Here is a 24,556-nt window from a genome sequence, read left to right as displayed (position 1 = left end):
TGGGGTTAGAGCGTGGCGGTTCAAGCCTTTCAGCGCGGGTCATAGGCCTTGGCGACCTCCGGCCGGGCGGCCAGCGACGGGACCAAACCGGGGTCGATCCGCGCCTTGGTCGCCTGCTCGAAGGCGTAGCCGAGCGAGAGCAGCCGGGCCTCCGACCAGGCGGGTCCGGTGAACGAGAGCCCCATCGGCAGCCCCATGGCATTGCCCATGGGGACGGTCAGGTGCGGGTAGCCGGAGACGGCGGGCAGGGTGGACGGCGAGCCGAAGAACGGGCTGCCGTTCACCGGGTCGACGATCGAGGGCGGACCGCCCGAAGGGGCGATCAGGGCCTCGACCTTGTTGTCGGCCATCAGCTTGTCGAGGATCTCGCGCGACCGGGTGCGGAGCCAGTTCCGCTTCTCCAGGTAGGCGGGATCGGTGAGGGCCGGCTGCCTGGCCGACTGCTCGAAGATCTCCTGGCCGAAGAGGGGCGTCTCGGCCGCCGTGGCGGCGTTGAAGGCGATCAGGTCGTCCAGCGTGCGGGTGCGCACGGCGGGCGGCGTCGTGGCCAGGTAGGCGTTCAGCGCCGCTTTGAACTCGGCGCGCAGGGCTTCGCCGCTCTGGGCGCCGATTTTGTTGAGGTCCTCCGGGGGCGGACCCTTGATCAGGACGAGCTCGGCGCCGGCGGCCTTCAGCGCCTCGACCGCGGCGCCGTAGGCGGCGTCCATCTGCGGCGAGCGGCCGTCGAGCCAGCCCAGGACGCCGATGCGGGCGCCCTTCAGCGCATTGCGGTCGAGCGCCCGCAGGTAGTCGGTCTTGCGCCGGTCGGCCTCGGCCGTGGCCGGATCGGCCGGGTCGGTCCCGGCGATCGCGGTCAGGACGGCGGCCGTGTCGGCGACGGTGCGGGTCATGGGGCCGGCGGTGTCCTGCTCGGGCGAGATCGGCACGATGAAGGTGCGGGAGACGAGGCCCACGGTAGGCTTCAGGCCGACGACCCCGTTCATGGCGGCCGGGCAGGTGATCGAGCCGTTGGTCTCGGTGCCGATGGCCAGCGCCGTGATGCCCGCCGCGACCGCCGCGCCGGAGCCGGCCGAGGAGCCGCAGGCGGTGCGGTCGAGCGAGTGCGGGTTGCGAACCAGCCCCGCCACGCCGCTCCAACCCGAGATCGAGCGGGTGGAGCGGAAGTTGGCCCACTCCGAAAGGTTGGTCTTACCCAGGATCACCGCCCCGGCCTGGGTCAGCCGCCGCACGATCGGGGCGTCGCGATTGGTGACGTTGTCCTTCAGCGCCAGGGAGCCGGCGGTGGTCGCCGTGCCATCGGCGGTGTCGATGTTGTCCTTCAGCAGGATCGGCACGCCGTGCAGGGGCCCGCGCACGCGGCCGGCGCGGCGCTCGGCGTCCAGCTTGCGGGCGTCGGCCAGGGCGCGGGGGTTGAGCGCCAGGACGCTGTTCAGCCTGGGCCCGGCGCGGTCGATCCTCTCGATGCGCTCGAGGCTGAGGCGCACCAGCTGCTCCGACGTGATCGCCCGCGCGCTCATCGCCGCCTGCTGCTCGGCGGCCGACGAATAGGGGGTCAGCGGCTGGGCCTGGGCGGCTATGGCGACGAACGAAAGCGCGGCGGCGGCCGCGATCGACTTGAACATGGAAACTCCCCGACTGGCGCGCGCACCCTACCGAAAGGGCGGCGCGCCGCGCCAGTGGGGGAAGGGACCTTGCGCCGGTCCTGGCCGGTCAGGTGCTCAGCGGGCGCGAGCGGCGGCGCGGCGGCGCAGGACAAGCGGCGCCGCGAGGGCGGCGAGCACGAGGAGGGCGGACGCGGTGAAAAGCATGTTCGTGGCCTCTGTCCAGTGGTGAGCAGACCCATCCCCGCGCCGCGGACGGCGCGGGGATCGTCTTGCAGGCTTAGCGGCTGCCGTACCGCTCGCTGCGGCCGTCGCGGACGTCCTCGCGGATCGTCGCGCTGAGGGTGTCCAGCCGCTCGTGGATGGTCGCCTGGGCGCGCGGGCCCAGGACCCCGCGGCGGTTCAACAGCGAGCGCTCCTCGCGCTCGATCGCCGCCAGGCTGCGCATCGCCTGCTGGCCTTCCATGCGGCTCAGCCGGCCGTTCTCCATGTTGCGCCGGATGCGCTGGGAAAGCTCGGCCTCCCGCTCGTCGACGCTGCGCGAGCGGTCCGTATTCTGATAGTCGGCGCGCTGCGACTGGCGGCCGTCGGTGGAGATCCACCGGCCGCGGGCGTCGTAATAGCCCACCGCCTCACCCCGGACCCAACGGCCGTTGTCGTAATAGCCCGGCTGAGGGTCGGCGACCCAGACGCCGTTGGCGTCGCGTCGGCCGCTCGCCTGGCCGGTGATCCACTGGCCGTCGGAGCTGTACCGGCCAGTCGCGGGGCCTGCGACCCAGCGGCCGGAGCGATCGTAGTAGCCCGGCGCGGCGGCGGCCACCCAGCGGCCATCGTTGGTGTAGTAGCCGCTGGCCGAGGCGGGGACCCAGAGGCCCCTGGCGTCGTAGTAGCCGGCCGCCTGGGCGTCGGTGCTGGCCTGGACCCAGCGGCCGTCGCGGTCGTAGTGGCCGCGCGGCGCGCCTTCGACCCATGCGCCGTTCCGGTCGAAGTAGCCGGCCGCGTTATCGCGGGCGACCGCGTTGGCGTGCCAGGCCCCGTTGTTGTCATAGTAGCCATAGGCGCGGGTGCAGTCCGCCTGCCCCTTGGCGAGATGGTTGCCGAGCAGGGCTCCGGCGATGCCGCCGATGACCGCGCCTGTGGTGCGATCGTCGCGGCCGGCGACGGCGCCGCCGGCGACCGCGCCGAGGCCGGCTCCGGCGACCGTGCCGACGACCCGGCTGTTCTGGCGTTGCTCGCAGGTCTGTTGCGCGAACGCGGCGGTGGGGATCAAGGCCGCGGCGCAGACGCCGGCGACCAGGGTGGAAATTCGCATGGGGTGGGCTCCTTGGGACGAGGCGTACCCGTCCCGACAGTCATCATGTAAGCTTCGCCTCCAGTAATAACAATGGCAGTGAAATAATATGTCGCCCCATAGTATGTATTTATTGGGGCTCTGAAAAAATATACCAATGTGTTTAGATTGTATGCGGAACCAAACCTCAACTCGTGTTTCTGATCTCGAGGGGTTCTTTCTTCGTTTCGCCTTGTCATCGGCCTTGCAGTAGCGCTTAGTGGAATCGACGTGTCGGTCTGGCGCAGTTGGGCGTGGAGTTCGACCTTTGTCCGCAGAAATGACCGACCCGCGCCCGTCGCCCGTGGCCTGGCGCCCCGAGCACCTGAGGCTCGCCATCGACGCCGCCTGCGTGGCGCTGTGGTCGTGGAACGTCGACAGCAACCGCTTCACCATGGACGAGCGGGCGTTCGAGCTGTGGGGCCTGCCGTGGACGCGGGAGGTCCAGTTCGAGACCCTGTCCGCCCACATCCACCCGGCCGACCGGGACCGGGTGAGAGCGGCGTTCCTCGCCACGCGATCCGTCGCCGGCCCGTATGAGATCGATTTCCGGATCGTGCTGGGCCACGAGGTGCGCTGGATCTCGGCCCGGGGGCAGGGCGCCGACGCCGGCATCGTGGACCGGATCATGTTCGGCATCTTCCTGGACGTGACCGGCCGCAAGCAGGCCGAGGAGGGTCACGAGCTGCTCGCCGGCGAGATGAGCCACCGGGTCAAGAACCTGCTGGCGGTGGCGACTGGGCTCACCCACATCAGCTCGCGCTCGGCGGCCACCATCGGGGAGATGTCCAGCGAGCTGATCGGCCGGCTGACGGCCCTGGGCCGCGCCCACGATCTGGTGCGGCCGCTTCCGGGCCACGAGGGGACGGCGGTGCTCCTCGGCGACCTGTTCGCGGTGCTGCTGGCTCCCTACGACGACACCGGAGCCTTCGCCGGGCGCATCAGGATCGCCGTCCAGAGGATGGGCGTCGGCGAACGGACGGCGCGGACCCTTGCCTTGGTCATCCACGAGCTCGCCACCAATTCGCTGAAGCACGGCGCGCTCTCGGTGGATACGGGAACCCTGGACGTCTCCAGCAGCAGCGACGAGTCGGACATCACGATCACCTGGGCGGAGTCCGGCGGTCCGGTCATCGAGGAGGCTCCCGAAATGGGCGGCTTCGGAAGCAAGCTCCTGGCGCGCAGCGTCGCCGAGCAGCTCGACGGGGCGATCACCTACGACTGGCTGCCCACCGGGGTGATCGCGACGTTGCGGATGCGCAAGGACCGGCTGGCGGCCTGAGCCGCGCCGGGGCCACTCAGAAGCACGACGCCGGGAGGATCGCGTCAGCACTGCCCCAGCCTATCCGGCGCCGCCCGCGTGTCTGGGTGGCCGGGGACAAGCCCGGCCATGACGAGCAGGGAAGACGGACTGTCTTAGCCGCGGCGCGCGCTTGCCGGCGTCTTCGTCTGCGCCACCTTGCCGATGGTGGCGCCGTCGAGGAGCCGCAGGAGCTCGCCGTCCCAGCCGTAGATGTCGCCGCGGAAGGCGGTGCGGCCGGCTTCCGGGAAGGCGGTCAGGTACATCAGGCGCACCGGCACCGGCTTGCTCAGCTTAACCGTGGTCGTCTCGCGCGAGGCGAGCACCTGGTTCATGCGGTCGCCGGACCAGCCGGGCTCGCGGGAGAGCAGGACCTGGGCGAACTGCAGGGCGTGCTGCAGGCGCACGCAGCCGTGGCTCACCGCCCGCTGGCTGCGGTTGAAGGCGGCCTTGGCCGGCGTGTCGTGCAGGTACACGGCGTAGGGGTTGTCGAAGTCGAACTTCACGAGGCCCAGCGCGCTCTCCGGGCCCGGCCGCTGGACGAGGCGGCCGTCGACGTTGGTGAAGTTGTTGGCCGCCAGATAGGCCTCGCCCTTAGGATAGAGCTCCTCCTGGGCGATGCCCTCGGGCACGTTCCAGGGCGGGTTGAGGACGATGTTGTCGATCTTCGACATCAGCATCGGGGTCTCGTCGCCGGGCTTGCCGGCGGCCGAGAGCATGCTGAGCTTCGGCTGGCCGTCCTCGTAGTAGACGAAGAGCTGGGCGGCGGTGTTGACGTCCACGCGGGTGGGCGGCTCCTCGCGCGGCAGCCAGCGCAGGCGCTCGAGGTTGGCGCGCAGCTGGGCGGCGCGGGTGATCACCGGGATGTTCAGGGCCTTGAGGGTCTCGCCGTCCACCTGGCCGGTGGGCTTCAGCCCGTAGGCGGCCTGGAAGCGGCTGACGGCCTGGGCGAGGGCGGCGTCGAAGGGGGTCTCGGTCGGGACCTGGCGGACCAGCGGGTCCTCGACGCCGAGGCGCTGGCGCAGGGCGACCACGCCGGGGCCTGTGGCGCCCAGCTTCACGCCCTTGGGCACCTCCGGCCAGCCGCCGGCGGCGGAGACGTTGAGATAGTCGACATAGGCCTTCTGCAGGGCCTGGTAGGTGGGGAAGGCGGGCGGCTGGGCCGCGATCCAGTCCTTGAACTTCTTCTCCTTCACCGCCTGCTGCAGCGAGACGGCGGCGTCATATTTCTTCGGCCGCACGCCCCAGGTGTGGGGGAACTGGTCCTTCGGGATCGAGAGCCCGTGTTGGGCCTCGGAATAGGAAACCAGGGCGGCGTAGAGCAGGCGGTCGCGGGTCTTCAGGTCGGCCTTGCTCTTCGACTCCGAGAGCTGGCGGATGCGCTGCTCGTTGAACGAGCCGGGCGCGAAGCCGTGGGTCGGAGCTTCCGCGAGGGTCTTCAGGGCCAGCTCGACGTCGTCTCCGGCGATCGATCCGGGAGGCGCCTCCTTCTGGCAGGCGGCGAGGGAAAGCCCCAGGAACAGGGCGCAGGCGAGGCCAAGCCTCCCCAGAACGGAAGCGTGCGGAGGGTTCTTCATACCCCCCTAACGCAGCCGGGCGGCCGAGGTTGTCATATGAGCACCGGTTTGCGGTGACGGCCGGAGCGTGCAAACTGCGGAAAACGGGGGGATTCCGAGATGTCAGAGACGCGGACGCGTCGCGGGGTCGGCTACTGGCTGGCCGTGCTGTTCAGCCTGATCATCGCGGCGGTCGGCGTGCCGCTGGTGCTGGGCGGCTTCCAGCTCACCAGCTTAGGCGGCAGCCCCTACTACCTGGCCGCCGGCGTGGCGCTGATCGTCGGCGGGGTGCTCATGGCCATGCGCCGGCCGCTGGGGGCGCTGATCTACGGCTTGACCCTGCTCGCCACGATCGTTTGGGCGCTGGCCGAGTCGGGCGTGAGCTTCTGGCCGCTGCTGCCCAGGCTCGACGGCCCGGTGGTGCTAGGCATCGTCGTGCTGCTGATCACGCTGGGCATGGTGCGCGGGCGCTGGAGGACGGCGGCGCTGGTCGCCAACGGCCTGGGCGTGCTGGCAGGCCTGGGCCTGCTGCTCGGCAGCATCCCCCTGACCTACAGCCAGGGCCAGGCGAAGGCCGGCGCGGCCCCGGCGGCCAAGGCGGTGGCGGCGGGTCCGGCAGGCGACTGGCGCTACTACGGCCGTGACGCGGGCGGGTCGCGCTTCGCCCCCATCGAGCAGATCAACGCCGGCAACGTCGAGAACCTGAAGGTCGCCTGGACCTTCCGCACCGGCGAGAAGCCCAACCGCGGCAACGAGGACCAGAACACGCCGATGCAGATCGGCGACACGGTCTATGTCTGCACGCCAACCAACGTGGTGATCGCGCTCGACGCCGACACCGGCAAGCAGAAGTGGCGGCACGACCCGAAGGTGCGGCCGGGCTTCTGGAACCGCTGCCGCGGCGTCGGCTACTACGAGACGGCCGCGGCCAGGGCAGCGGCTCCGGCGCCGGCCCCCACGACGACGCCTGCGGCTCCCGCGCCCGCGGCCCCGGGACTCTGCGACCGGCGGATCATCTCCACCACCATCGACGCGCGGATGTTCGCGCTGGACGCGGCCACCGGCCAGCGCTGCCCGACGTTCGGGCAGGGCGGGGTGGTGGACCTGAAGGGCGGCATGGGGGAGGTGAAGCGCGGCTTCTACTTCCAGACTTCGACGCCGACCGTGGCGGGCGACCGGGTGATCATCGGCGGCTGGGTGATGGACAACCGCGAGCTGGGCGAGCCGTCCGGCGTGGTGCGCGCCTTCTCGGCCGAGACCGGCGAGCTGATCTGGGCCTGGGATTTGGGCAATCCGGAGATCACCAAGCTGCCGCCGGAGGGGCAGACCTATACGCGGGGCACCCCCAACGTCTGGTCCACGCCGGCCTTCGACGAGGCCCTGGGGCTGGTCTACCTGCCGACCGGCAACGCCACGCCGGACTACTGGGGCTCGCACCGTTCGGCGCGGTCGGAACAGTACTCCTCGTCGGTGGTGGCCCTCGATATCGCCACCGGCCGCGAGCGCTGGAAGTTCCAGACCGTGCACCACGACGTCTGGGACTGGGACGTGCCGGCCCAGCCGATGCTGGTGGACACCGCGATGGGTCCGGCGGTGATCGTGCTGACGAAGCGCGGGCAGGTGTTCGTGCTCGACCGCCGGACTGGCGTGCCGCTGGTCCCGGTGGAGGAGCGGCCCGTGCCGCAGGGCGCCGCGCCCGGCGAGTGGGTCGCGCCGACCCAGCCGTTCTCGGCGATCCCTGGGATCAGCTCTGAGCGGCTCACCGAGGCGACGATGTGGGGCGTGACCCCGCTCGACCAGCTGGCCTGCCGGATCGTGTTCCGCAAGCTGCGCTACGAGGGCGAGTTCACGCCGCCGGGGCCGGAGGGCAAGCCCAGCCTGCAGTACCCCGGCAACGCCGGTGGCATGAACTGGGGCTCCGGCTCCTGGGACGCCAAGCGCGGCCTGCTGATCGTGCCGACCATCCGGCTGCCGCAGAGCGTCGAGCTGAAGCGGGTGAAAGGGAACCCGGCGCAGCTCGCGCCCGACCGCCCGCCGCAGAGCCGCGGCGCCATCCTCTACAAGGCCGACAACGACCGGCCGCTGGGGCCGCTGAAGACGCCGTGCCTGGAGCCGCCGGGCGGGGAGCTGTCGGCGGTGGACCTGGTGAACCGCAAGGTGGTCTGGCAGGTGCCGCTGGGCACCGCGGAGATGCACGGGCCGCTGGAGATGAAGTCGGGGCTGAAGATCCCGCTGGGCACCTTTGGGGTCGGCGGGCCGATCACCACGGCCGGCGGGGTGACGTTCCATGCCGCCACCACCGACCCGTACCTGCGGGCCTATGACAACGCCACGGGCAAGCTGCTCTGGCAGGGCCGACTGCCGGTGGGCGCGGGCGGCACGCCGATGACCTATGTCTCGCCGAAGACCGGCAAGCAGTACGTGGTGGTCTCGGCCGGCGGGGCCCGCCAGACGCAGGAGAAGGGCGACTACGTGGTCGCCTACGCTCTCCCCTAGACGCAACGAGGGCCGCGCTACGCAGCGCGGCCCTCGGCTCGGAGGTCAGGCCTCTCAAGCGGCGGCGTCCTCAGGCGTCTCAACGCCGCCGTTCGGGGAAGGAGGCCGGACCCGAGCGATTAGTGCTTCAGCGCGTCGCGGGCGGCTTCCTTGATGTTGCCGACGCCCTTCTGGAGCTTGCCGGCGGCCTGATCGGTGTTGCCTTCGGCTTCCAGGCGCTCGTCGCCGGTCAGCTTGCCGGCGGCTTCCTTGATCTCGCCCTTGGCGTCCTTCGCGGCGCCCTTCATCTCGTCCTTGTGCATCGGTCGTCCTTTCGCGTGTCAGCGAGAGAACGGCTCGCGCGCCGTTCCCGTTCGCCGGCGACAACCAAAAGATAGGGCGGTTGTTCCTAGGCCGCCTGGCGGGCGGTGCGGTCCACGAGGCTGCGGAAGGCCGACAGGGCCGACGCCCGGGCGTTCGGATCGCCCAGCAGGCGGCGCGCCTCGGAGTGGCCGAGCACGAAGCTCTTCATCTGGAAGTAGGCGTTCGCCGCCTCGTCCTCGGAGAGCGGCGGGTCGGCGAGGGCCTGGAACTCGCGCACCAGCGTGCGCCGCCACTGCATGAGACCCTTCTGCAGCTGGTCGCGCACGGGGCCGGGCTGGTCGTCCAGCTCGACGGAGAGCGCGACGATCGGGCAGCCGTGCTCGGCCCATTCGCTCTCGGCCCAGTCGAGCCAGCGCTCGAAGATGGCTTCAAGCCGCGCCCGGCCCGGGGGCAGCGCCTCGGCGGCCGTCCAGGTGAACTCGGTGAAGCGGCGCTGCACCTGCTCGACGACCGCGAGCTGCATCGCCTCCTTGGAGTCGAAGTGCTTGAAGAGCCCGCTCTTCGACAGGCCCACGGCCTCGGCGACGTCGCCCAGGCTGGCGGACTCCAGGCCCCGCACGGCCACCTGCTTGGCGGCCTCGTCGAGGATCCGTGCGCGTGTCGCGTCGCCCTTGCGCAAAAGCCAAGCCTCCCTTGCTTGACAGTAAGTGACCGATCGTGCTCTTTTCTCGTTAGCGACCGGTCGTGCTCTTTTCTAATCGAAGGGACACGAGAATGCAAAGCTTGAAGATTTTCGGGGCCGCGGCCGCTCTGGCGCTGCTGGCCTCCAGTTCTGCGTATGCAGCCCCGGCCGCATTTCGGGCCCAAGCCACCCTGGCCGCGCCGGTCGCCCAGCCCACCCAGGCGGTGATCTCCGGCGTCACCTGGACGTGCGAAGCCGACAAGTGCGTCGGCGCCGCGGAGCATCGGACCAGCCTCGATAACCCCGTGCGCGAGTGCAAGAAGGTGGCGGCCCAGGTGGGTCCGCTGGCCAGCTACGTCACTCGCGGCCGCGAGGTCACCGGGGGCAACCTGCGGGTCTGCAACAGCGCCGCCGCGGCCAAGGCCGGCGACAGCGCGCTGGCGCAGAAGTAATCCCGCTTTAGCGCCGCCCGCCGTTGCGCCGACGGCGGGCGGAAGCTATCTGCTCGCGCCGACTTCCCCACTTTCCCCGCGAGCACACCCGCCCCATGGCGCAGCAGTACATTTTCCAGATGCAGGGCCTGACCAAGGCCTATCCCGGCGCGCCGAAGAAGCTGTTCGAGAACATCTGGCTCAGCTTCTACCCGGACGCGAAGATCGGCGTCGTGGGCGTCAACGGCTCGGGCAAGTCGAGCCTGCTCAAGATCATGGCGGGGATCGACAAGGAGTTCTCCGGCGAGGCCTGGGCGGCTGAGGGGGTGAAGCGCGGCTACCTGGAGCAGGAGCCGCAGCTCGACAACGCGCTGAACGTCTGGGGCAACGTCATCGCCTGGTGCGAAGAAAAGCAGATCTTCGACAAGTACAATGAGGTCGCGGCCAAGCTCGGCGAGGACTACTCCGACGAGCTGATGGAGGAGATGACCGCGCTCCAGGAGAAGCTGGACGCCGGCGACCTCTGGGACATCGACTCGAAGATCGAGATGGCCATGGACGCCCTGCGCTGCCCGCCCAACGACTGGCCAGTGGACAAGCTGTCTGGCGGCGAGCGCCGCCGCGTGGCGCTGGCGCGCCTGCTGCTGTCGAAGCCCGACATGCTGCTGCTGGACGAGCCCACCAACCACCTGGACGCCGAGAGCGTCGCCTGGCTGCAGCACCACCTGGAGGCCTTCCCGGGCTGCGTGATCCTGGTCACCCACGACCGCTACTTCCTCGACCAGGTCACCAAGTGGACGCTGGAGCTGGACCGCGGCAAGGGCCTGCCGCACGAGGGCAACTACTCGTCCTGGCTGGAGGCCAAGACCAAGCGCCTGGCCCAGGAGGAGCGCGAGGAGGCCGGCAAGAAGCGCACGATCGAGCGGGAGCTGGCCTGGGTGCGCTCCTCGCCCTCGGCGCGGCGCACCAAGTCCAAGGCTCGCCTGGCGGCCTTCGACGAGCTGCAGAACGCCGCGGAGAACGCCAAGCAGACCTTCGCCCAGATCCAGATCCCGCCGGGTCCGCGGCTCGGCAACGTGGTGATCGAGGCCGAGAACCTGGAGAAGGAGTACGGCGACAAGGTCCTGTTCAAGAACCTGTCGTTCAAGCTGCCGCCGGGCGGCATCGTGGGCGTGATCGGACCGAATGGCGCCGGCAAGACCACGCTGTTCAAGATCATCACCGGCCAGGAGAAGCCCGACCAGGGAAGCGTCCGGCTGGGCGAGACCGTGAAGCTGGCCTACGTCGACCAGAGCCGCGACACCCTCAATCCGAACAACAACGTCTGGCAGGAGATCTCTGGCGGCCTCGACATCATGAAGGTCGGGACGCGCGAGATCCCGTCGCGCGCCTATGTCGGCTCGTTCAACTTCAAGGGCGCCGACCAGCAGAAGAAGGTCGGCCTGCTCTCCGGCGGCGAGCGCAACCGCGTGCACCTGGCCAAGACCCTGGCTTCGGGCGGCAACGTCCTGATGCTCGACGAGCCCACCAACGACCTGGACGTGGAGACCCTGGGCGCGCTCGAGAGCGCACTGGAGGATTTCCCCGGCTGCGCCGTGGTGATCAGCCACGACCGCTTCTTCCTCGACCGCCTGGCCACCCACATCCTAGCCTTCGAGGGCGACAGCAAGGTGGAGTGGTTCGAGGGCAATTTCGAAGCCTATGAGGACGACAAGAAGCGCCGCCTGGGCGCCGACAGCCTCATCCCCCACCGCATCAAGTTCCAGAAATTCACCCGGTAGGGCGACGACCCGCCGCGATTATAATACCTTAGAGGCTTGGTAGCAGTGTGGGGCGGCAAGCCTGCCCCTGGAGCGCGTTCGATGGCCACGATCACCCTTACCGAGCCGCTGCCGTTCGACATCGGCGCGGACTGGCTCAGCGCGCTGACGGACCTACTGGCGAGCGTGAAGATCGAGTCCGCCTCCTCGAGCCAGGTGGTGATCGCCGGGCGCGCGGGGACCGCCATCGCCGGCTACCGGGTGGTGGTCCTGCCACAGACCAGCTTCGGGCTGACGCTCAGTTCTCCGTTCGTGTCGGGCGTGATTGGCGAGGTGCGGCTGCTGGACCCGACCGGGGCGCAGATCGGGACGATCTCCGGCCTTGGGGCGGGCGCCACCATCGCCGCGGTGCTGGACGGAAGCTACTTCTCGAGCCTGGCGATGGACCTCCTGGGTTCGTTCGGCGACGACAGCGTGACGGGCGGCGCAGGCCAGGACACGCTCTCCGGCGGAGCCGGCCTCGACCTGCTGAAGGGGGACGCGGGCGACGACAGCCTCTCCGGCGGCGGCGACTTCGACTACCTGCAGGGGAACATGGGCGCCGACACGCTGGCGGGCGGCGAGGGCGGCGACTGGGTCGTGGGCGGCAAGGACGGCGACCGGCTCTCCGGCGACGCCGGCTCCGACGTTGTGCTCGGCAACCTCGGCAACGACACGCTCGAGGGCGGCGACGACCTCGACGTGATCCGCGGCGGCCAGGGCGACGACCTGGTGCTCGGCGGCGCCGGCAACGACTGGATCTCCGGCGACCGCGGCGCCGACACCATGACCGGCGGGTCCGGCGCGGACATCTTCCACACCTTCGACGGGGCCGGCGTGGACCGGGTGACGGACTTCAACGCCGCCGACGGCGACCGGGTCTACCTGCTGCCCGGGACCCAGTATTCGGTCGCCCAAGTGGGCGCCGACACGGTGATCACCGTCACCGGCGCAGAGGGGGGCCAGATCGTGCTCTCCGGCGTCACCCTCGGCTCGCTTCCCGCCGGCTGGATCTTCGGCGTCTGAGGCGCGCACCTTCCGTGCACGGTTGACGAACCGTCTTCCCGAGCGTCACTTTAAAGCCGGGGTGGGGGTGCGAGAGCCAGGATACCGTTAACGGCGCCTCCGTAGGGCCAAGGTCGCACGACGCGCGCGGCGCGATCCGATGCGACCATGGAAGGAGGCGGCCCATGACGACGATCACATTCGAGCGGCCGCTGGTCTTCAACGCCGATTTTGCGGTGCTCAACGGGGACTGGCTGCGCGCCATTATCAACTCCGGCCGATATACCGTGCAGTCGGTAGGGTCCAGCCGCGCTGTGCTGGTCGGCACGACGGAGTCCGGCATGGCCGGCTGGCGGGTCGAACTGACCGCCGTCGACACCTTCACCACGTCCGCGGTCGCCGGCATCCCGTTCCATGGGGCTATCGCGCAGGTGGAGCTCTACGATCCGTCCGGATTCCTCGTGTGCGTCGTGGACGATCTGCCCCTCGCCACCAGCCTGAGTGCGCTGGGGCTGATCGGCGCCTCGGGCGTGGAGTTCCTCGGCTCGTTGGACGGCGATACGATCACGGGAAGCGCTGCCGAAGACGTGATCGACGGCGACAGCGGCCCCGACGTGCTTCACGGCGGCCCCGGAAACTCCGCGGACTTGCTGATCGGCGGGCCAGGCGCCGACACCTTGAGCGGCGGCGGCGGCGACGACCTGATCCTCGCCGGGGACGGGATTGACCGCATCGACGCCGGCGCCGGGAACGACATCGTCTTCCTCAACGAAGTGGAGGCCTTCGACGAGGTCTGGCTCGACCAGGCCGCGCCGGCCGGCCACTACCGCGTCGACGGCGCCGAGCTGGTGATCGTGGGCGAACTTGGATCACGCATCCATGGCGGCGCCAACAACGACGCCGTCATAGGCGGCGATGGCGTCGACGAGATGGACGGCGCCGGCGGCGATGACTTCCTGATCGGGTTGGCCGGTCAGGACGTCCTCCGCGGCCAGGCCGGAGACGACTGGCTGTCCGGCGGCCCGGGGGCCGACCAGCTGGACGGAGGCGCCGGCTTCGACGGGGTCGACTACAGCGACGCCGAAGGGGCGCTCACCATCGACCTGCGCATCACAAGCGCACAGCAAACCGGCGGCGGACTGGACGTGCTCACCGGTATCGAGGGGATCTGGGGCTCGGAGTTCGGCGACACCCTGACCGGCGACGCACAGGGCAACTACCTGGAAGGCGACCCGGGCGACGACCTGCTGAACGGGCTCGAAGGTGACGACGAGCTCAGCGGCTGGACCGGGGCGGACCGGGTGTTCGGCGGCGGCGGCAACGACACTATAGACGACGCCTCGGGCGCCAACTTCCTGCGCGGGGAGGACGGCGACGACTGGATCAAAGGCGGCGCGGACACCGACGACGCCCACGGCAACATGGGCAACGACACCGTCGAGGGCGGGGCGGGCGACGACTGGGTTGTCGGGGGCAAGGATAACGACCTCCTGTCCGGTGACAGCGGCGGTGACGTGGTGCTCGGCAATCTGGGCACGGACACGCTCGACGGGGGCGAGGGAAACGATGTCGTTCGAGGCGGCCAGGCCGACGACATCGTCCGCGGCGGGGTCGGCAACGACTGGATTTCCGGCGATCGCGGAACGGACACCATGACCGGCGGGTCGGGCGCCGACATCTTCCACACCTTTGACGGCGCGGGCGTGGACCGCGTGACCGACTTCAATTCCGCGGAGGGCGACCGGGTCTACCTCCTGCCCGGGACGCAGTATTCAACGGCGCAGGTCGGCGCGGACACGGTGGTTACCGTCACTGGGGCTGAGGGCGGCCAGCTTGTGCTCGTCGGCGTCCAGCTCTCCGGCCTGCCGACGGGATGGATCTTCGGGCCCTAGAGCGCCGGAAGCGCTGTAAGAACAACAGTTTAAAGCCAAGCTCCGTCATCTTACAGTCATGATAATGCCGTTAAGAAACGCGCCAAGTTGGGGGCCTGCGCGCCCATTCGCATGCGTGAGTGAAGACCATGGGCGCCTATCTCGGCACGGCTGGCAATGACACCCTGAACGGCGGCGCCGAGGACGACCTGCTGCAGGGGCTGGGCGGCTACGACCGGCTGCACGGCGGGGCGGGCAACGACACGATCGAGGGCGGCGCGGACGCCGACCTGCTCGAGGGCGAGGCCGGCGACGACAAGCTGGACGGCGGCGACGGCGTCGACGGCGTCTATGGCGGTGACGGGAACGACACCCTGCTCGGCGGCGGGGGTCGCGACGGCTTCAGCGGCGGGGCGGGCGACGACTACATCGATGGCGGCGCCGGGGACGAATACGATTTCACCGGACCGGCCGAGTTCTGGGGGAGCGACAACCTCTCGTTCAACGGCGCACCGGCCGCGGTGACCGTCGATCTCCTGATCACCGGCGCCCAGAACACCGGCTGGGGCGTCGACACCATCCGCAACATCGAAGGCGTCGGCGGCTCGTCGTTCGACGACCGGATCTCGGGCGACGCCGGCAAGAACCGCCTGAACGGCTTCGACGGCGCCGACACCCTGATCGGCCGCGGCGACGACGACATCCTGGCGGGTCAGGCGGGCGCCGACCTGCTGGACGGCGGGGACGGGAACGACAGCCTGACGGCGGCCTTCGTCAGCGACCTGCGCATGAGCGACGCCGCCAGCAACACCCTGATCGGCGGCGCGGGCAACGACGTGCTCCTGGGCCACAACGGGGCGGACCGGCTGGAGGGCGGCGACGGCGACGACTCGCTGCAGGGCCACATCATCGATCCCTATGCGCCGGTGAAGCCGCTCTCGGACACCCTGCTGGGCGGCGCCGGCAACGACTATGTCGACGCCAGCATCTTCGACGCCGTGGCGGATGGCGGCGACGGTGCCGACACGATCTCGGCCGCCCGCCCCTACGAGTTCTGGGACGAGGGCGCGCAGGTGCTGCAGACCGTCTCCGGCGGCGCCGGCGACGACCGGCTGAGCGTCGGCGGCTTCAATGCGACCGATCGCATCGTCTTCGACGGCGGCGCGGGGACCAACACCCTGTGGCTGCGCGACTGGCGCATCCCTGACGTCTACGTAAACCAGGACCACGCCGGCCCCGGCGTCGTGGCGCTGAACATCCAGGTGGTCGACTACGACCAGACCAGCGCGCGAATGCACGGCGGCGACGTCGCCGAGCGCTACCTCGGCAACTACCAGGACGACTGGATGGACACCGGCGGCGGCAACGACACGGTCACGGCCGACCGCGAGGGCTTCTTCCTCTTCGGAAACGACACCATCCTCGCGGGGGCAGGTGACGACAGCATCATCGACTTCGGCGGCGCCAACTTCCTGCGCGGCGGGCTGGGCAACGACGCCATCACCGGCGGCGCGGCGTTCGACGACGCGCACGGCAACGAGGGCAACGACACCGTCCGCGGCGGCGCCGGCGACGACTGGGTGGTCGGAGGAAAGGACGACGACGCGCTCTACGGCGACGCCGGCAGCGACGTGGTGCTGGGCAACCTGGGATCAGACACGCTGGAAGGCGGCGACGCGCTCGACATCATGCGCGGCGGCCAGGGCTCGGACATCCTGCGCGGCGACGGCGGCAACGACTGGATCTCGGGCGACCGGGGTGACGACACGCTCACTGGCGGGACGGGTGCGGACATCTTCCACACCTTCGACGGCGCGGCCCTGGACCGGGTGACAGACTTCAACGCGGCGGAGGGAGATCGGGTCTTCCTGCTGACCGGAACGCAGTACACAGCCTATCAGGCCGGTGCGGACACGGTGATCGACGTGCTTTCCGGCGGCGCGGTGACCGGGCACATGGTGCTGGTGGGGGTGCAGATGTCGACCCTGCCGCAAGGCTGGATTTTCGGAGCGTAATCCATGGCGATCATGCGCGGCGACGTCCGCATCCAGGTCGGCGAGACCCTGCACTTCCAGAACGAGTACGGGCCGGAGCTCTATCCGCCGTTCTTCGGTCCGCAGACCGCGTCGATGGTCGTGGAAGGCACGCTCAGCGTCACGCGGTTCGCTGCCGGCGGGCAGGGCGGGAGCTGGCTTGTCGGGATCACGACCAGCAACCTGCACGATCCGACGATCGAGATCGCAGCGACCGGTGTGGTGCGGGTCATAAACCAGCTCGACTTCGCCACCGGCCTGAGCTCCGGCAGCTTCGGCATGCACTTCGTGAACCGCGGCCTGCTGGAGGTCGGCGGGCGTGGCCAGGTGCATGGGGTGAGCAGCTACGATTCCTACGGGGTCTTCGAGAACCACGGCCGGATCGTGGTGACCTCGGCCACCGGAGATGGGCTGGGGCTGCGGCTCAACAACTTCCCCACTTTCACCAACACCGGGACTATCGAGGTGTTCGGCGGCGCCGGCTATCCGTCCTACGGGGTGAACTTCGCTGGCTGGGCCAGGGACTTCCACAACACCGGTACGATCCGGGCGACCGATGCCGACCCGAGCGTCCGCTCAGTGGGCGTCTCGCTCTGGCGGGGCGGCAATGACGGGACCTGGACCAACCAAGGTGTGATCGAGGGCGAGATCGCCCTGCAGAACCCGAGCCACAACCTCTCCCAGGCCGGCGTCGGCTTTCGCTATGAGAACAGCGGCCGGCTGCTGGGCGACGTCTTGCTCGACACGGGCGAGGACCGCTTCGTCAACACCGGCGAGATCCGCGGGGCCGTCAGCCTCGGCGCGAACGACGACATCTACGTGGGCGACCTGGGGCAGCTGTTCGGAAGCGTCTCGGGTGGCGCCGGGTCGGACTCGATCTCCGGCGGTGCGCTGGGCGAGACCCTGTCCGGCGACGCTGGCGCCGACACCCTCCTCGGGGCGGCCGGGGACGATGTGCTGGCCGGCGGCGACGACGTGGACTTCCTGGACGGAGGGCTCGGCTTCGACACCGTGTCCTTCGCAGCCGCGGCGGCGGGCGTCGATGCGCAGTTCGACCTGGCCCGGGCCGGCGGGGACACCCTCAGCAGCATCGAACGCGCGCTGGGCAGCGCCTTCGCCGACACCATCGCAGGCGCACTCGGCGCAGAGACGCTGAACGGCGGCGCGGGGGCGGACATGATGTTCGGCCGCGGCGGCGCGGACAGCTTGGTCGGCGGCTCAGGCGGCAACTTCCTGCGCGGCGATGACGGCGACGACTGGATCATGGGTGGGGCCGATACGGACGACGCCCACGGCAACTTGGGCAACGACACCGTCCACGGCGGGGCGGGCGACGATTGGGTCGTGGGCGGCAAGGACGACGACCTGCTGTTCGGCGAGGACGGCGGGGACGTTTCGCTCGGCAACCTGGGCTCCGACACCATCGACGGCGGATCGGGCGAAGACGTGGTCCGCGGCGGACAAGGCGCCGACATCGTCCGTGGCGGGGCGGGCCGGGACTGGGTCAGCGGCGACCGTGGCGACGATCAGCTGTTCGGCGGCGCCGGGGCCGACACATTCCACACCTTCGACGGCGCGGGCATGGACTTCGTGGGCGACTTCAACGCCGCCGAGGGCGACCGGGTCTTCCTGCTCGCCGGCACCCGCTACAACGCCTATCAGTCCGGCGCCGACACCCTGGTCGACGTCGTCGACGCCGGCGGCGCTACGACAGGGCGGATGGTGCTGGTCGGCGTGCAGATGTCCGGCCTGCCGGAGGGCTGGATCTTCGGCGCCTGACGCGGCCCGGGTCTTGACTTAAAGACATAAAGATATCTTTATATGCCCTGATGAGGCTCAGGGCTGACCAGGCTGTTGACGTGCTGCGCGCGGCAGGCGAGCCGACGCGCCTGCGCATCCTGGCGCTGCTCGCCCGCGAGGAGCTGGCGGTGCTCGAGCTCTGCCGGGTGATCGACCAGAGCCAGCCGCGGGTCTCCCGCCACCTGAAGCTGCTGGCCGAGGCCGGCCTTGTGGAGAGATTCCCCGACGGCGCCTGGGTGTTCTACCGCCTGACGCACGGCGGGCAGGCGGCGGAACTGATCGGCGAGATTCTGGCCAGGATCGACGCGGCCGACCCGGTGCTGACCCGCGACGCCGAGCGGCTTTCGGCGGTCTGGGCGGAGCGGGCCGCAGACGCCGGCGAGTACTTCGCGCGCAACGCCGCCCGTTGGGACGAGATCCGCTCGCTGTACGTATCCGAGGCCGCCGTGGAGACGGCGATCCTGGCCGCCGCCGGGACGGGGCCGTTCCACCGGCTGGTGGACCTGGGCTCGGGCACCGGGCGCATGCTGACCCTGCTGGGCCCCAAGGCCGGGCAGGCGCTGGGCCTCGACCTGTCGCAGCAGATGCTGAACATCGCGCGCAACCACGTGGCGGAGGCGGGGCTGGCCGGCTGCGAGCTGCGCCACGGCGACATCTTCGCCACGCGCCTGCCAAGCGAATACGCCGACCTCGTGGTCGTCCACCAGGTGCTGCACTACCTCGCCGACCCGGCCGCGGCCGTGAAGGAGGCCGCCCGGCTCGTGGCGCCCGGCGGCAAGCTGCTGATCGTCGACTTCGCCCCGCACAAGCTCGAGTACCTGCGCGAGCAGCACCAGCATCGCCGCCTGGGCTTCGCGGATGGCGAGATGAAGCGGTGGCTTGCCGAGGCCGGCCTCACGAAGGTCGAGGTCGACGCCCTGCCGCCGGCCCGGACTGAGGGCCTCACCGTCAAGATCTGGGCGGCCGAGCCGGGCCGCGCACGCCAAAGGAGCGCCGCATGACCTCCGCGCTCGGACCCGTCGCCCGCGCCGGCGTGGGCGGGACGCCGCGTCCCAACGTCTCGTTCGAGTTCTCGCCGCCGAAGACTCCTGAAGCGGAAGAGAGTCTCTGGGAAGCGATCCGCCGGCTGGAGCCGCTGAACCCGTCGTTCGTATCGGTGACCTACGGGGCGGGCGGGTCGACGCGGGACAGGACGCACCGGACGGTGCTCCGTATGCTGAAGGAGACCACCCTCAAGCCGGCGGCGCACCTGACCTGCGTTGAGGCCTCGCGCGAGCAGGTGGACGAGGTGATCCGCGACTACTGGGAGAGCGGCATCCGCCACATCGTGGCGCTGCGCGGCGATCCGCCGGGGCAGATCGGCGGCGCCTACACGCCGCGCGCCGACGGCTACCGCAACGCCACCGAGCTGACCGCGGGCATCAAGGCGATCGCCGACTTCGAGGTCAGCGTCGGGCTCTATCCGCATGTGCATCCGGAGAGCCCCGGGATCGAGCACGACATCAATGTGCTGAAGGCCAAGATCGACGCCGGGGCGACCCGGGCGATCACCCAGTTCTTCTTCGACGTCGACAGCTTCCTGCGGTTCATGGACCGGGTGCGCAAGGCGGGCGTCACCATCCCGATCTCGCCGGGGATCATGCCGGTGACCAACTACAAGGGCCTGAAGAAGATGGCCGGGCCCATCGGCATCGAGCTACCGCGCTGGCTGGCCAACCTGTTCGAGGGGCTGGACAAGGACCCGGAGACGCGGCGGCTGATCGCGGCGTCCATCGCCACAGAGACGTGCGCCCGGCTGGCGGAGGAGGGCTTCTCGGACTTCCACTTCTACACCCTGAACCGCGCCGACCTGACCTACGCCATCTGCCGGGTGCTGGGCGTGCGCGAGCCGGAGCCCGCAGAGGAGGCGGCGGCATGACGAGGCAAGAGCGGATCGCGGCGCTGAAGGTCGCGGCCAGGGAGCGCGTGCTGATCCTGGACGGCTCCTGGGGCGTGATGATCCAGAAGCGGGGCCTGGACGAGGCCGACTACCGCGGCGACCGCTTCACGGCGCATGCGGGGCAGATGAAGGGCAACAACGACGTCCTGTGCCTGACCCGGCCGGACATCGTCGCCGACCTGCACGACCAGTACTACGCCGCCGGCGCCGACATCAGCGAGACCAACACCTTCTCGGCCACCTCCATCGGCCAGGGGGAGTATGCCCTGGAAGCGGCCGTCGCCGACATCAACCTGGCCGGCGCGCGGCTGGCGCGGCAGGCGGCGGACCGCTGGACGGCGAAGGAGCCGAACAAGCCGCGGTTCGTGGCGGGCTCGATCGGACCGCTGCCGGTGATGCTGTCGATGAGCTCGGACGTGAACGATCCGGGCGCGCGGAAGGTGACCTTCGAGCAGGTCTACGCCGCCTATCTTGAGCAGGTGCGCGCGCTGCACGAGGGGGGGGTGGACCTGTTCCTGGTGGAGACCATCACCGACACCCTGAACTGCAAGGCCGCCATCAAGGCGATCATGGACCTGGCCGACGAGGGCTACGAGCCGCTGCCGATCTGGATCTCCGGCACCATCACCGACCGGTCGGGCCGCACGCTGTCGGGCCAGACGGTGGAGGCGTTCTGGAACTCGGTGCGCCACGCCAAGCCTTTCGCGGTGGGGCTGAACTGCGCCCTGGGCGCGGACCTGATGCGCCCGCACATCGCCGAGCTGGCGCGCATCGCCGACACCCTTGTTTCGGCCTATCCGAACGCCGGCCTGCCCAACGCCATGGGCGAGTACGACGAGACCCCGGACCAGACGAGCCACATGCTGCACGAGTGGGCCGAGCACGGGCTGGTCAACATTCTGGGCGGCTGCTGCGGCACCACGCCGGACCACATCCGCCACGTCGCCGAGGCGGTGAAGGGGCTGAAGCCCCGGCAGCCGGCGGAGCGGCCGACGGCCATGCGGCTGGCGGGCCTAGAGCCCTTCGAGCTCGCATCATGAGCCGAGGCCCGTGGGTGGCCGTGCTGCTCGACGAGAACACCTCCACCGGAAGCACGCGCTACGAGGCGGCCAAGGGCTATTTCGCCGGCGTGGCGCGCAACGGCGGGCTGCCGTTCGGCGTGCCCTACGAGGCGGCCATGGTGGCGCCTGTCATCGACGACTTCGACGCCCTGCTGACGCTCGGCGGCCGCTACGCCATGCCGGCGGAGTGGTACGTCGGCCCGGCGGCCGCCTCGCCGCCCAACGATCGGCTGACGGTGGAGATCGGCCTCGTGCGGGGCTTCCTTGCCGCCGACAAGCCGGTGCTGGGCATCTGCGCGGGCATGCAGGTGCTGGCGGCGCTCAACGGCGCGCGAGTCACGGCGCAGATCCCCCACCACAATGACCGCGAGCTGAGCCACGAGGTCCTGACCGTGCCGGGCACGCGGCTGGCGGCGCTGGTCGGCGAGCGGCTCACCGTCAACACCTTCCACAACGAGGCCATCGTGGAGCCCGGCTCCACCGTCGTCTCGGCCCACGCCTCGGACGGGACCGTCGAGGCCATCGAACTCCCCGGCGCCCGCTTCGCCCTCGGTGTCCAATGGCACCAGGAGCTGCATGCTGCGGACCACCCTGGAGAGGCCCTGTTCCGCGGCCTCATCGACGCCTGCGAGCGATAGCGTTAGAGCCCACTCCCCATGCGACCTGTATTCGTCAACATCGGCGAGCGGACCAACGTCACCGGCTCGGCCAAATTCCGTAAGCTGGTGGCTGATGGGAACTATCCCGAGGCGCTGAGCGTGGCGCGCCAGCAGGTGGACGCCGGCGCCCAGGTGCTGGACGTCAATATGGACGAGGGGCTGCTCGACAGCGTCCACGCCATGAAGACCTTCCTCAACCTGATCGCCGCCGAGCCCGACATCGCCCGGGTGCCGGTGATGATCGACTCGTCCAAGTGGGAGGTGATCGAGGCCGGGCTGCAGTGCGTGCAGGGCAAGGCGATCGTGAACTCCATCTCGCTCAAGGAGGGCGAGGCGAAGTTCATCGAGCAGGCGGTGAAGTGCCTGCGCTACGGGGCCGCCGTGGTGGTCATGGCCTTCGACGAGCAGGGCCAGGCCGACACCGCCGACCGCAAGGTGGAGATCTGCCGGCGCGCCTACCGGATCCTGGTCGATCAGGTGGGCTTCCCGCCCGAGGACATCATCTTCGACCCCAACATCTTCGCCATCGCCACGGGGATCGAGGAGCACGACAACTACGCGGTCGACTTCATCGAGGCGACCAAGCGGATCAAGGCCGAGCTGCCCCACGCGCGGGTCTCGGGCGGGGTCTCGAACGTGAGCTTCAGCTTCCGGGGGAATGAGCCCGTCAGGCGGGCGATCCACTCGGTGTTCCTCTACCACGCCATCGCCGCGGGCATGGACATGGGGATCGTCAACGCCGGCGACCTGCCGGTCTATGACGACATTCCGGAGGAGCTGCGCGAGGCGGTGGAGGACGTGGTCCTGAACCGGCCGGCGCGGGGCCCGATCTCCAACACCGAGCGGCTGCTGGAGCTGGCGCCCAAGTACAAGGGCGGCAAATCCGAGGCCAAGGGTCCGAGCCTGGAGTGGCGCGACGCCCCCGTCGGCGCGCGCCTGACGCATGCGCTGGTGCACGGGATCACCGAGTTCATCGAGGCCGACACCGAGGAGGCGCGCCAGCAGGCGGTGCGGCCGCTGCACGTCATCGAAGGCCCGCTGATGGACGGGATGAACGTGGTCGGCGACCTGTTCGGCGCGGGCAAGATGTTCCTGCCGCAGGTGGTGAAGTCGGCGCGGGTGATGAAGCAGGCGGTGAACTACCTGCTGCCGTTCATGGAGGCGGAGAAGGAAGGCAAGCCGCGCGAGGCCGCCGGTCGCATCCTGATGGCCACCGTCAAGGGGGACGTCCACGACATCGGCAAGAACATCGTGGGCGTGGTCCTGCAGTGCAACAACTACGAGGTCATCGACCTGGGCGTCATGGTCCCGGCCGACCGCATCCTCGACGAGGCCGAGAAGCACAAGGTGGACATGGTGGGGCTCTCCGGCCTGATCACGCCCAGCCTCGACGAGATGGCCTTCGTGGCGAGCGAGATGGAGCGGCGGGGCTTCAGGATTCCGCTGCTGATCGGCGGCGCCACCACCTCCAAGACCCACACGGCGGTGAAGATCGCGCCGAAGTACACCGGCGGTTCGACGACCTATGTGCTGGACGCCAGCCGGGCGGTGGGCGTGGTCTCGAACCTCCTGTCGCCCACCGAGAAGGAGCGCTTCCAGGCGGAGACGGCGGCCGAGTACGTCAAGGTGCGCGAGCAGTTCGCCCGCGGCCAGGGAAACCGGGCGCGGGCGACGCTGAAGGAGGCGCGCGACAACGCCTTCACCCCGGACTGGACGGACTATGATCCGCCGCAGCCGGGCTTCCTGGGGACGCGGACCTTCGCGCCCTACGACCTCGGCGAGCTTCGGCGGCACATCGACTGGACGCCGTTCTTCTCCAGCTGGGAGCTGGTGGGCCGCTTCCCCGACATCCTGCAGGACGACGTGGTCGGCAAGGCGGCCACCGACCTCTACGAGGACGCCCAGCGGATGCTGGACCGGATCGTCCAGGAGGGGCTGGTGGAGGCGCGCGGCGTGGTGGGCTTCTGGCCGGCCAACGCCGACGGCGACGACATCGTGCTCTACGCCGACGAGGGCCGCGAGCGCGAGCTGGGGCGGCTGCACACCCTTCGCCAGCAGATGCTGAAGTCCGGCGGCGGGGCCAACGTGGCGCTCGCAGACTTCGTGGCGCCGGTGGGCACCAAGCCCGACTGGGTGGGCGGCTTCGCGGTCACCGCCGGCCACGGCGAGCTGGCGCGCGCGGCCGAGTTCAAGGCGGCCGGCGACGACTATTCGGCGATCCTGTTCACCTCCCTGGCCGACCGCCTGGCCGAGGCCTTCGCCGAGGCCCTGCACCGGCGCGTGCGCACCGAGCTGTGGGGCTACGCCCCCGACGAGCCGTTCGACATCGACATGCTGGTGGCCGAGAAGTACCGCGGCATTCGCCCTGCGCCGGGCTACCCCGCCCAGCCCGACCACACCGAGAAGGCCACCCTGTTCAAGCTGCTGGACGCCACGGCGGCCACGGGCATCGAGCTCACCGAGAGCTACGCCATGACGCCGACGGCTGCGGTGTCGGGTTTGTATTTCGCCCACCCGGAAGCGCACTACTTCGGCGTCGGCCGCATCGAGCGCGACCAGGTGGAGGACTACGCCCGACGCAAGGGGATGAGCGTGCGCGACGTGGAGCGGTGGCTGGGGAGCATCCTGAACTACGAGCCGGCGTAGGGGGCTTACGACCGCTAACGGACTTCGTGAGACGTCCGCAGACC

Annotated in this window: 18 protein-coding genes; 13 read left to right on the top strand and 5 right to left on the bottom strand. The window is 69.9% G+C overall.

The features are described 5' to 3' along the window. Nucleotides 1–29: 29 nt before the first annotated feature. Entirely contained in the window at nt 30–1,622 is a 1,593-nt protein-coding gene (locus VIL76_RS04100) for an amidase (RefSeq protein WP_332043722.1), read from the bottom strand. 259 nt (nt 1,623–1,881) lie between these two features. Next, the gene (locus VIL76_RS04095) at nt 1,882–2,913 is read right to left on the bottom strand and encodes a glycine zipper 2TM domain-containing protein (RefSeq protein ID WP_332043721.1); all 1,032 of its coding nucleotides are present in this window, start codon (nt 2,911–2,913) and stop codon (nt 1,882–1,884) included. A 286-nt stretch (nt 2,914–3,199) separates the two neighbouring features. On the opposite strand from VIL76_RS04095, the gene VIL76_RS04090 reads away from it, so the two are divergent. Beyond that, a complete protein-coding gene (locus VIL76_RS04090; RefSeq protein WP_332043720.1) occupies nt 3,200–4,213 on the top strand; it encodes a sensor histidine kinase in 1,014 nt (337 codons plus the stop codon). A gap of 134 nt (nt 4,214–4,347) precedes the next feature. Here the strand turns inward: VIL76_RS04090 and VIL76_RS04085 are convergent, their stop codons facing one another. Further along, complete coding sequence (locus VIL76_RS04085) at nt 4,348–5,808, bottom strand: L,D-transpeptidase family protein (protein WP_332043719.1); 1,461 nt, start codon at nt 5,806–5,808, stop codon at nt 4,348–4,350. Between the two features lie 99 nt (nt 5,809–5,907). On the opposite strand from VIL76_RS04085, the gene VIL76_RS04080 reads away from it, so the two are divergent. Beyond that, complete coding sequence (locus VIL76_RS04080) at nt 5,908–8,283, top strand: membrane-bound PQQ-dependent dehydrogenase, glucose/quinate/shikimate family (RefSeq protein WP_332043718.1); 2,376 nt, start codon at nt 5,908–5,910, stop codon at nt 8,281–8,283. A 119-nt stretch (nt 8,284–8,402) separates the two neighbouring features. Here VIL76_RS04080 and VIL76_RS04075 read toward each other — a convergent pair whose 3' ends face one another. Both VIL76_RS04075 and VIL76_RS04070 read right to left on the bottom strand, forming a co-directional pair. Continuing rightward, entirely contained in the window at nt 8,403–8,585 is a 183-nt protein-coding gene (locus VIL76_RS04075) for a CsbD family protein (protein WP_332043717.1), read from the bottom strand. Between the two features lie 86 nt (nt 8,586–8,671). Beyond that, entirely contained in the window at nt 8,672–9,265 is a 594-nt protein-coding gene (locus VIL76_RS04070; protein ID WP_332043716.1) for a TetR/AcrR family transcriptional regulator, read from the bottom strand. A gap of 104 nt (nt 9,266–9,369) precedes the next feature. Between VIL76_RS04070 and VIL76_RS04065 the strand changes: the two genes are divergently transcribed. The 11 genes from VIL76_RS04065 to metH all read left to right on the top strand — a co-directional run bounded on the left by VIL76_RS04065 (nt 9,370) and on the right by metH (nt 24,512). Further along, on the top strand, nt 9,370–9,720 hold the full coding sequence (locus VIL76_RS04065) for a CC_3452 family protein (protein ID WP_332043715.1): 351 nt from the start codon (nt 9,370–9,372) through the stop codon (nt 9,718–9,720). Between the two features lie 95 nt (nt 9,721–9,815). Continuing rightward, the gene (ettA, locus tag VIL76_RS04060; RefSeq protein ID WP_332043714.1) at nt 9,816–11,480 is read left to right on the top strand and encodes an energy-dependent translational throttle protein EttA; all 1,665 of its coding nucleotides are present in this window, start codon (nt 9,816–9,818) and stop codon (nt 11,478–11,480) included. A gap of 81 nt (nt 11,481–11,561) precedes the next feature. Beyond that, entirely contained in the window at nt 11,562–12,524 is a 963-nt protein-coding gene (locus VIL76_RS04055; RefSeq protein WP_332043713.1) for a calcium-binding protein, read from the top strand. Nucleotides 12,525–12,688: 164 nt separating this feature from the next. Then, nucleotides 12,689–14,395 carry a calcium-binding protein gene (locus VIL76_RS04050; RefSeq protein ID WP_332043712.1) on the top strand — a complete coding sequence of 569 codons (1,707 nt, stop codon included), beginning with the start codon at nt 12,689–12,691 and terminating at the stop codon, nt 14,393–14,395. A gap of 128 nt (nt 14,396–14,523) precedes the next feature. Continuing rightward, nucleotides 14,524–16,389, top strand: coding sequence for a calcium-binding protein (locus tag VIL76_RS04045; protein ID WP_332043711.1), 1,866 nt, complete (start codon nt 14,524–14,526; stop codon nt 16,387–16,389). 3 nt (nt 16,390–16,392) lie between these two features. Continuing rightward, on the top strand, nt 16,393–18,186 hold the full coding sequence (locus VIL76_RS04040) for a hypothetical protein (protein WP_332043710.1): 1,794 nt from the start codon (nt 16,393–16,395) through the stop codon (nt 18,184–18,186). Between the two features lie 50 nt (nt 18,187–18,236). Next, on the top strand, nt 18,237–19,208 hold the full coding sequence (locus VIL76_RS04035; RefSeq protein ID WP_332043709.1) for a metalloregulator ArsR/SmtB family transcription factor: 972 nt from the start codon (nt 18,237–18,239) through the stop codon (nt 19,206–19,208). Then, complete coding sequence (metF, locus tag VIL76_RS04030; RefSeq protein ID WP_332043708.1) at nt 19,205–20,125, top strand: methylenetetrahydrofolate reductase [NAD(P)H]; 921 nt, start codon at nt 19,205–19,207, stop codon at nt 20,123–20,125. Before VIL76_RS04035 ends, metF begins: the two co-directional genes overlap by 4 nt. Further along, nucleotides 20,122–21,186, top strand: coding sequence for a homocysteine S-methyltransferase family protein (locus VIL76_RS04025; RefSeq protein ID WP_332043707.1), 1,065 nt, complete (start codon nt 20,122–20,124; stop codon nt 21,184–21,186). Before metF ends, VIL76_RS04025 begins: the two co-directional genes overlap by 4 nt. After that, the gene (locus VIL76_RS04020; protein WP_332043706.1) at nt 21,183–21,845 is read left to right on the top strand and encodes a gamma-glutamyl-gamma-aminobutyrate hydrolase family protein; all 663 of its coding nucleotides are present in this window, start codon (nt 21,183–21,185) and stop codon (nt 21,843–21,845) included. Before VIL76_RS04025 ends, VIL76_RS04020 begins: the two co-directional genes overlap by 4 nt. 18 nt (nt 21,846–21,863) lie before the next feature. Further along, on the top strand, nt 21,864–24,512 hold the full coding sequence (metH, locus tag VIL76_RS04015; protein WP_332043705.1) for a methionine synthase: 2,649 nt from the start codon (nt 21,864–21,866) through the stop codon (nt 24,510–24,512). Nucleotides 24,513–24,556 lie beyond the last annotated feature (44 nt).

Origin of the sequence: Phenylobacterium sp., assembly GCF_036563285.1 — a bacterium.
Taxonomy (GTDB): Bacteria; Pseudomonadota; Alphaproteobacteria; order Caulobacterales; family Caulobacteraceae; genus Phenylobacterium.
Note: the sequence above shows the minus strand (reverse complement) of the source record. Positions and strands in the feature narration are given on the sequence as shown.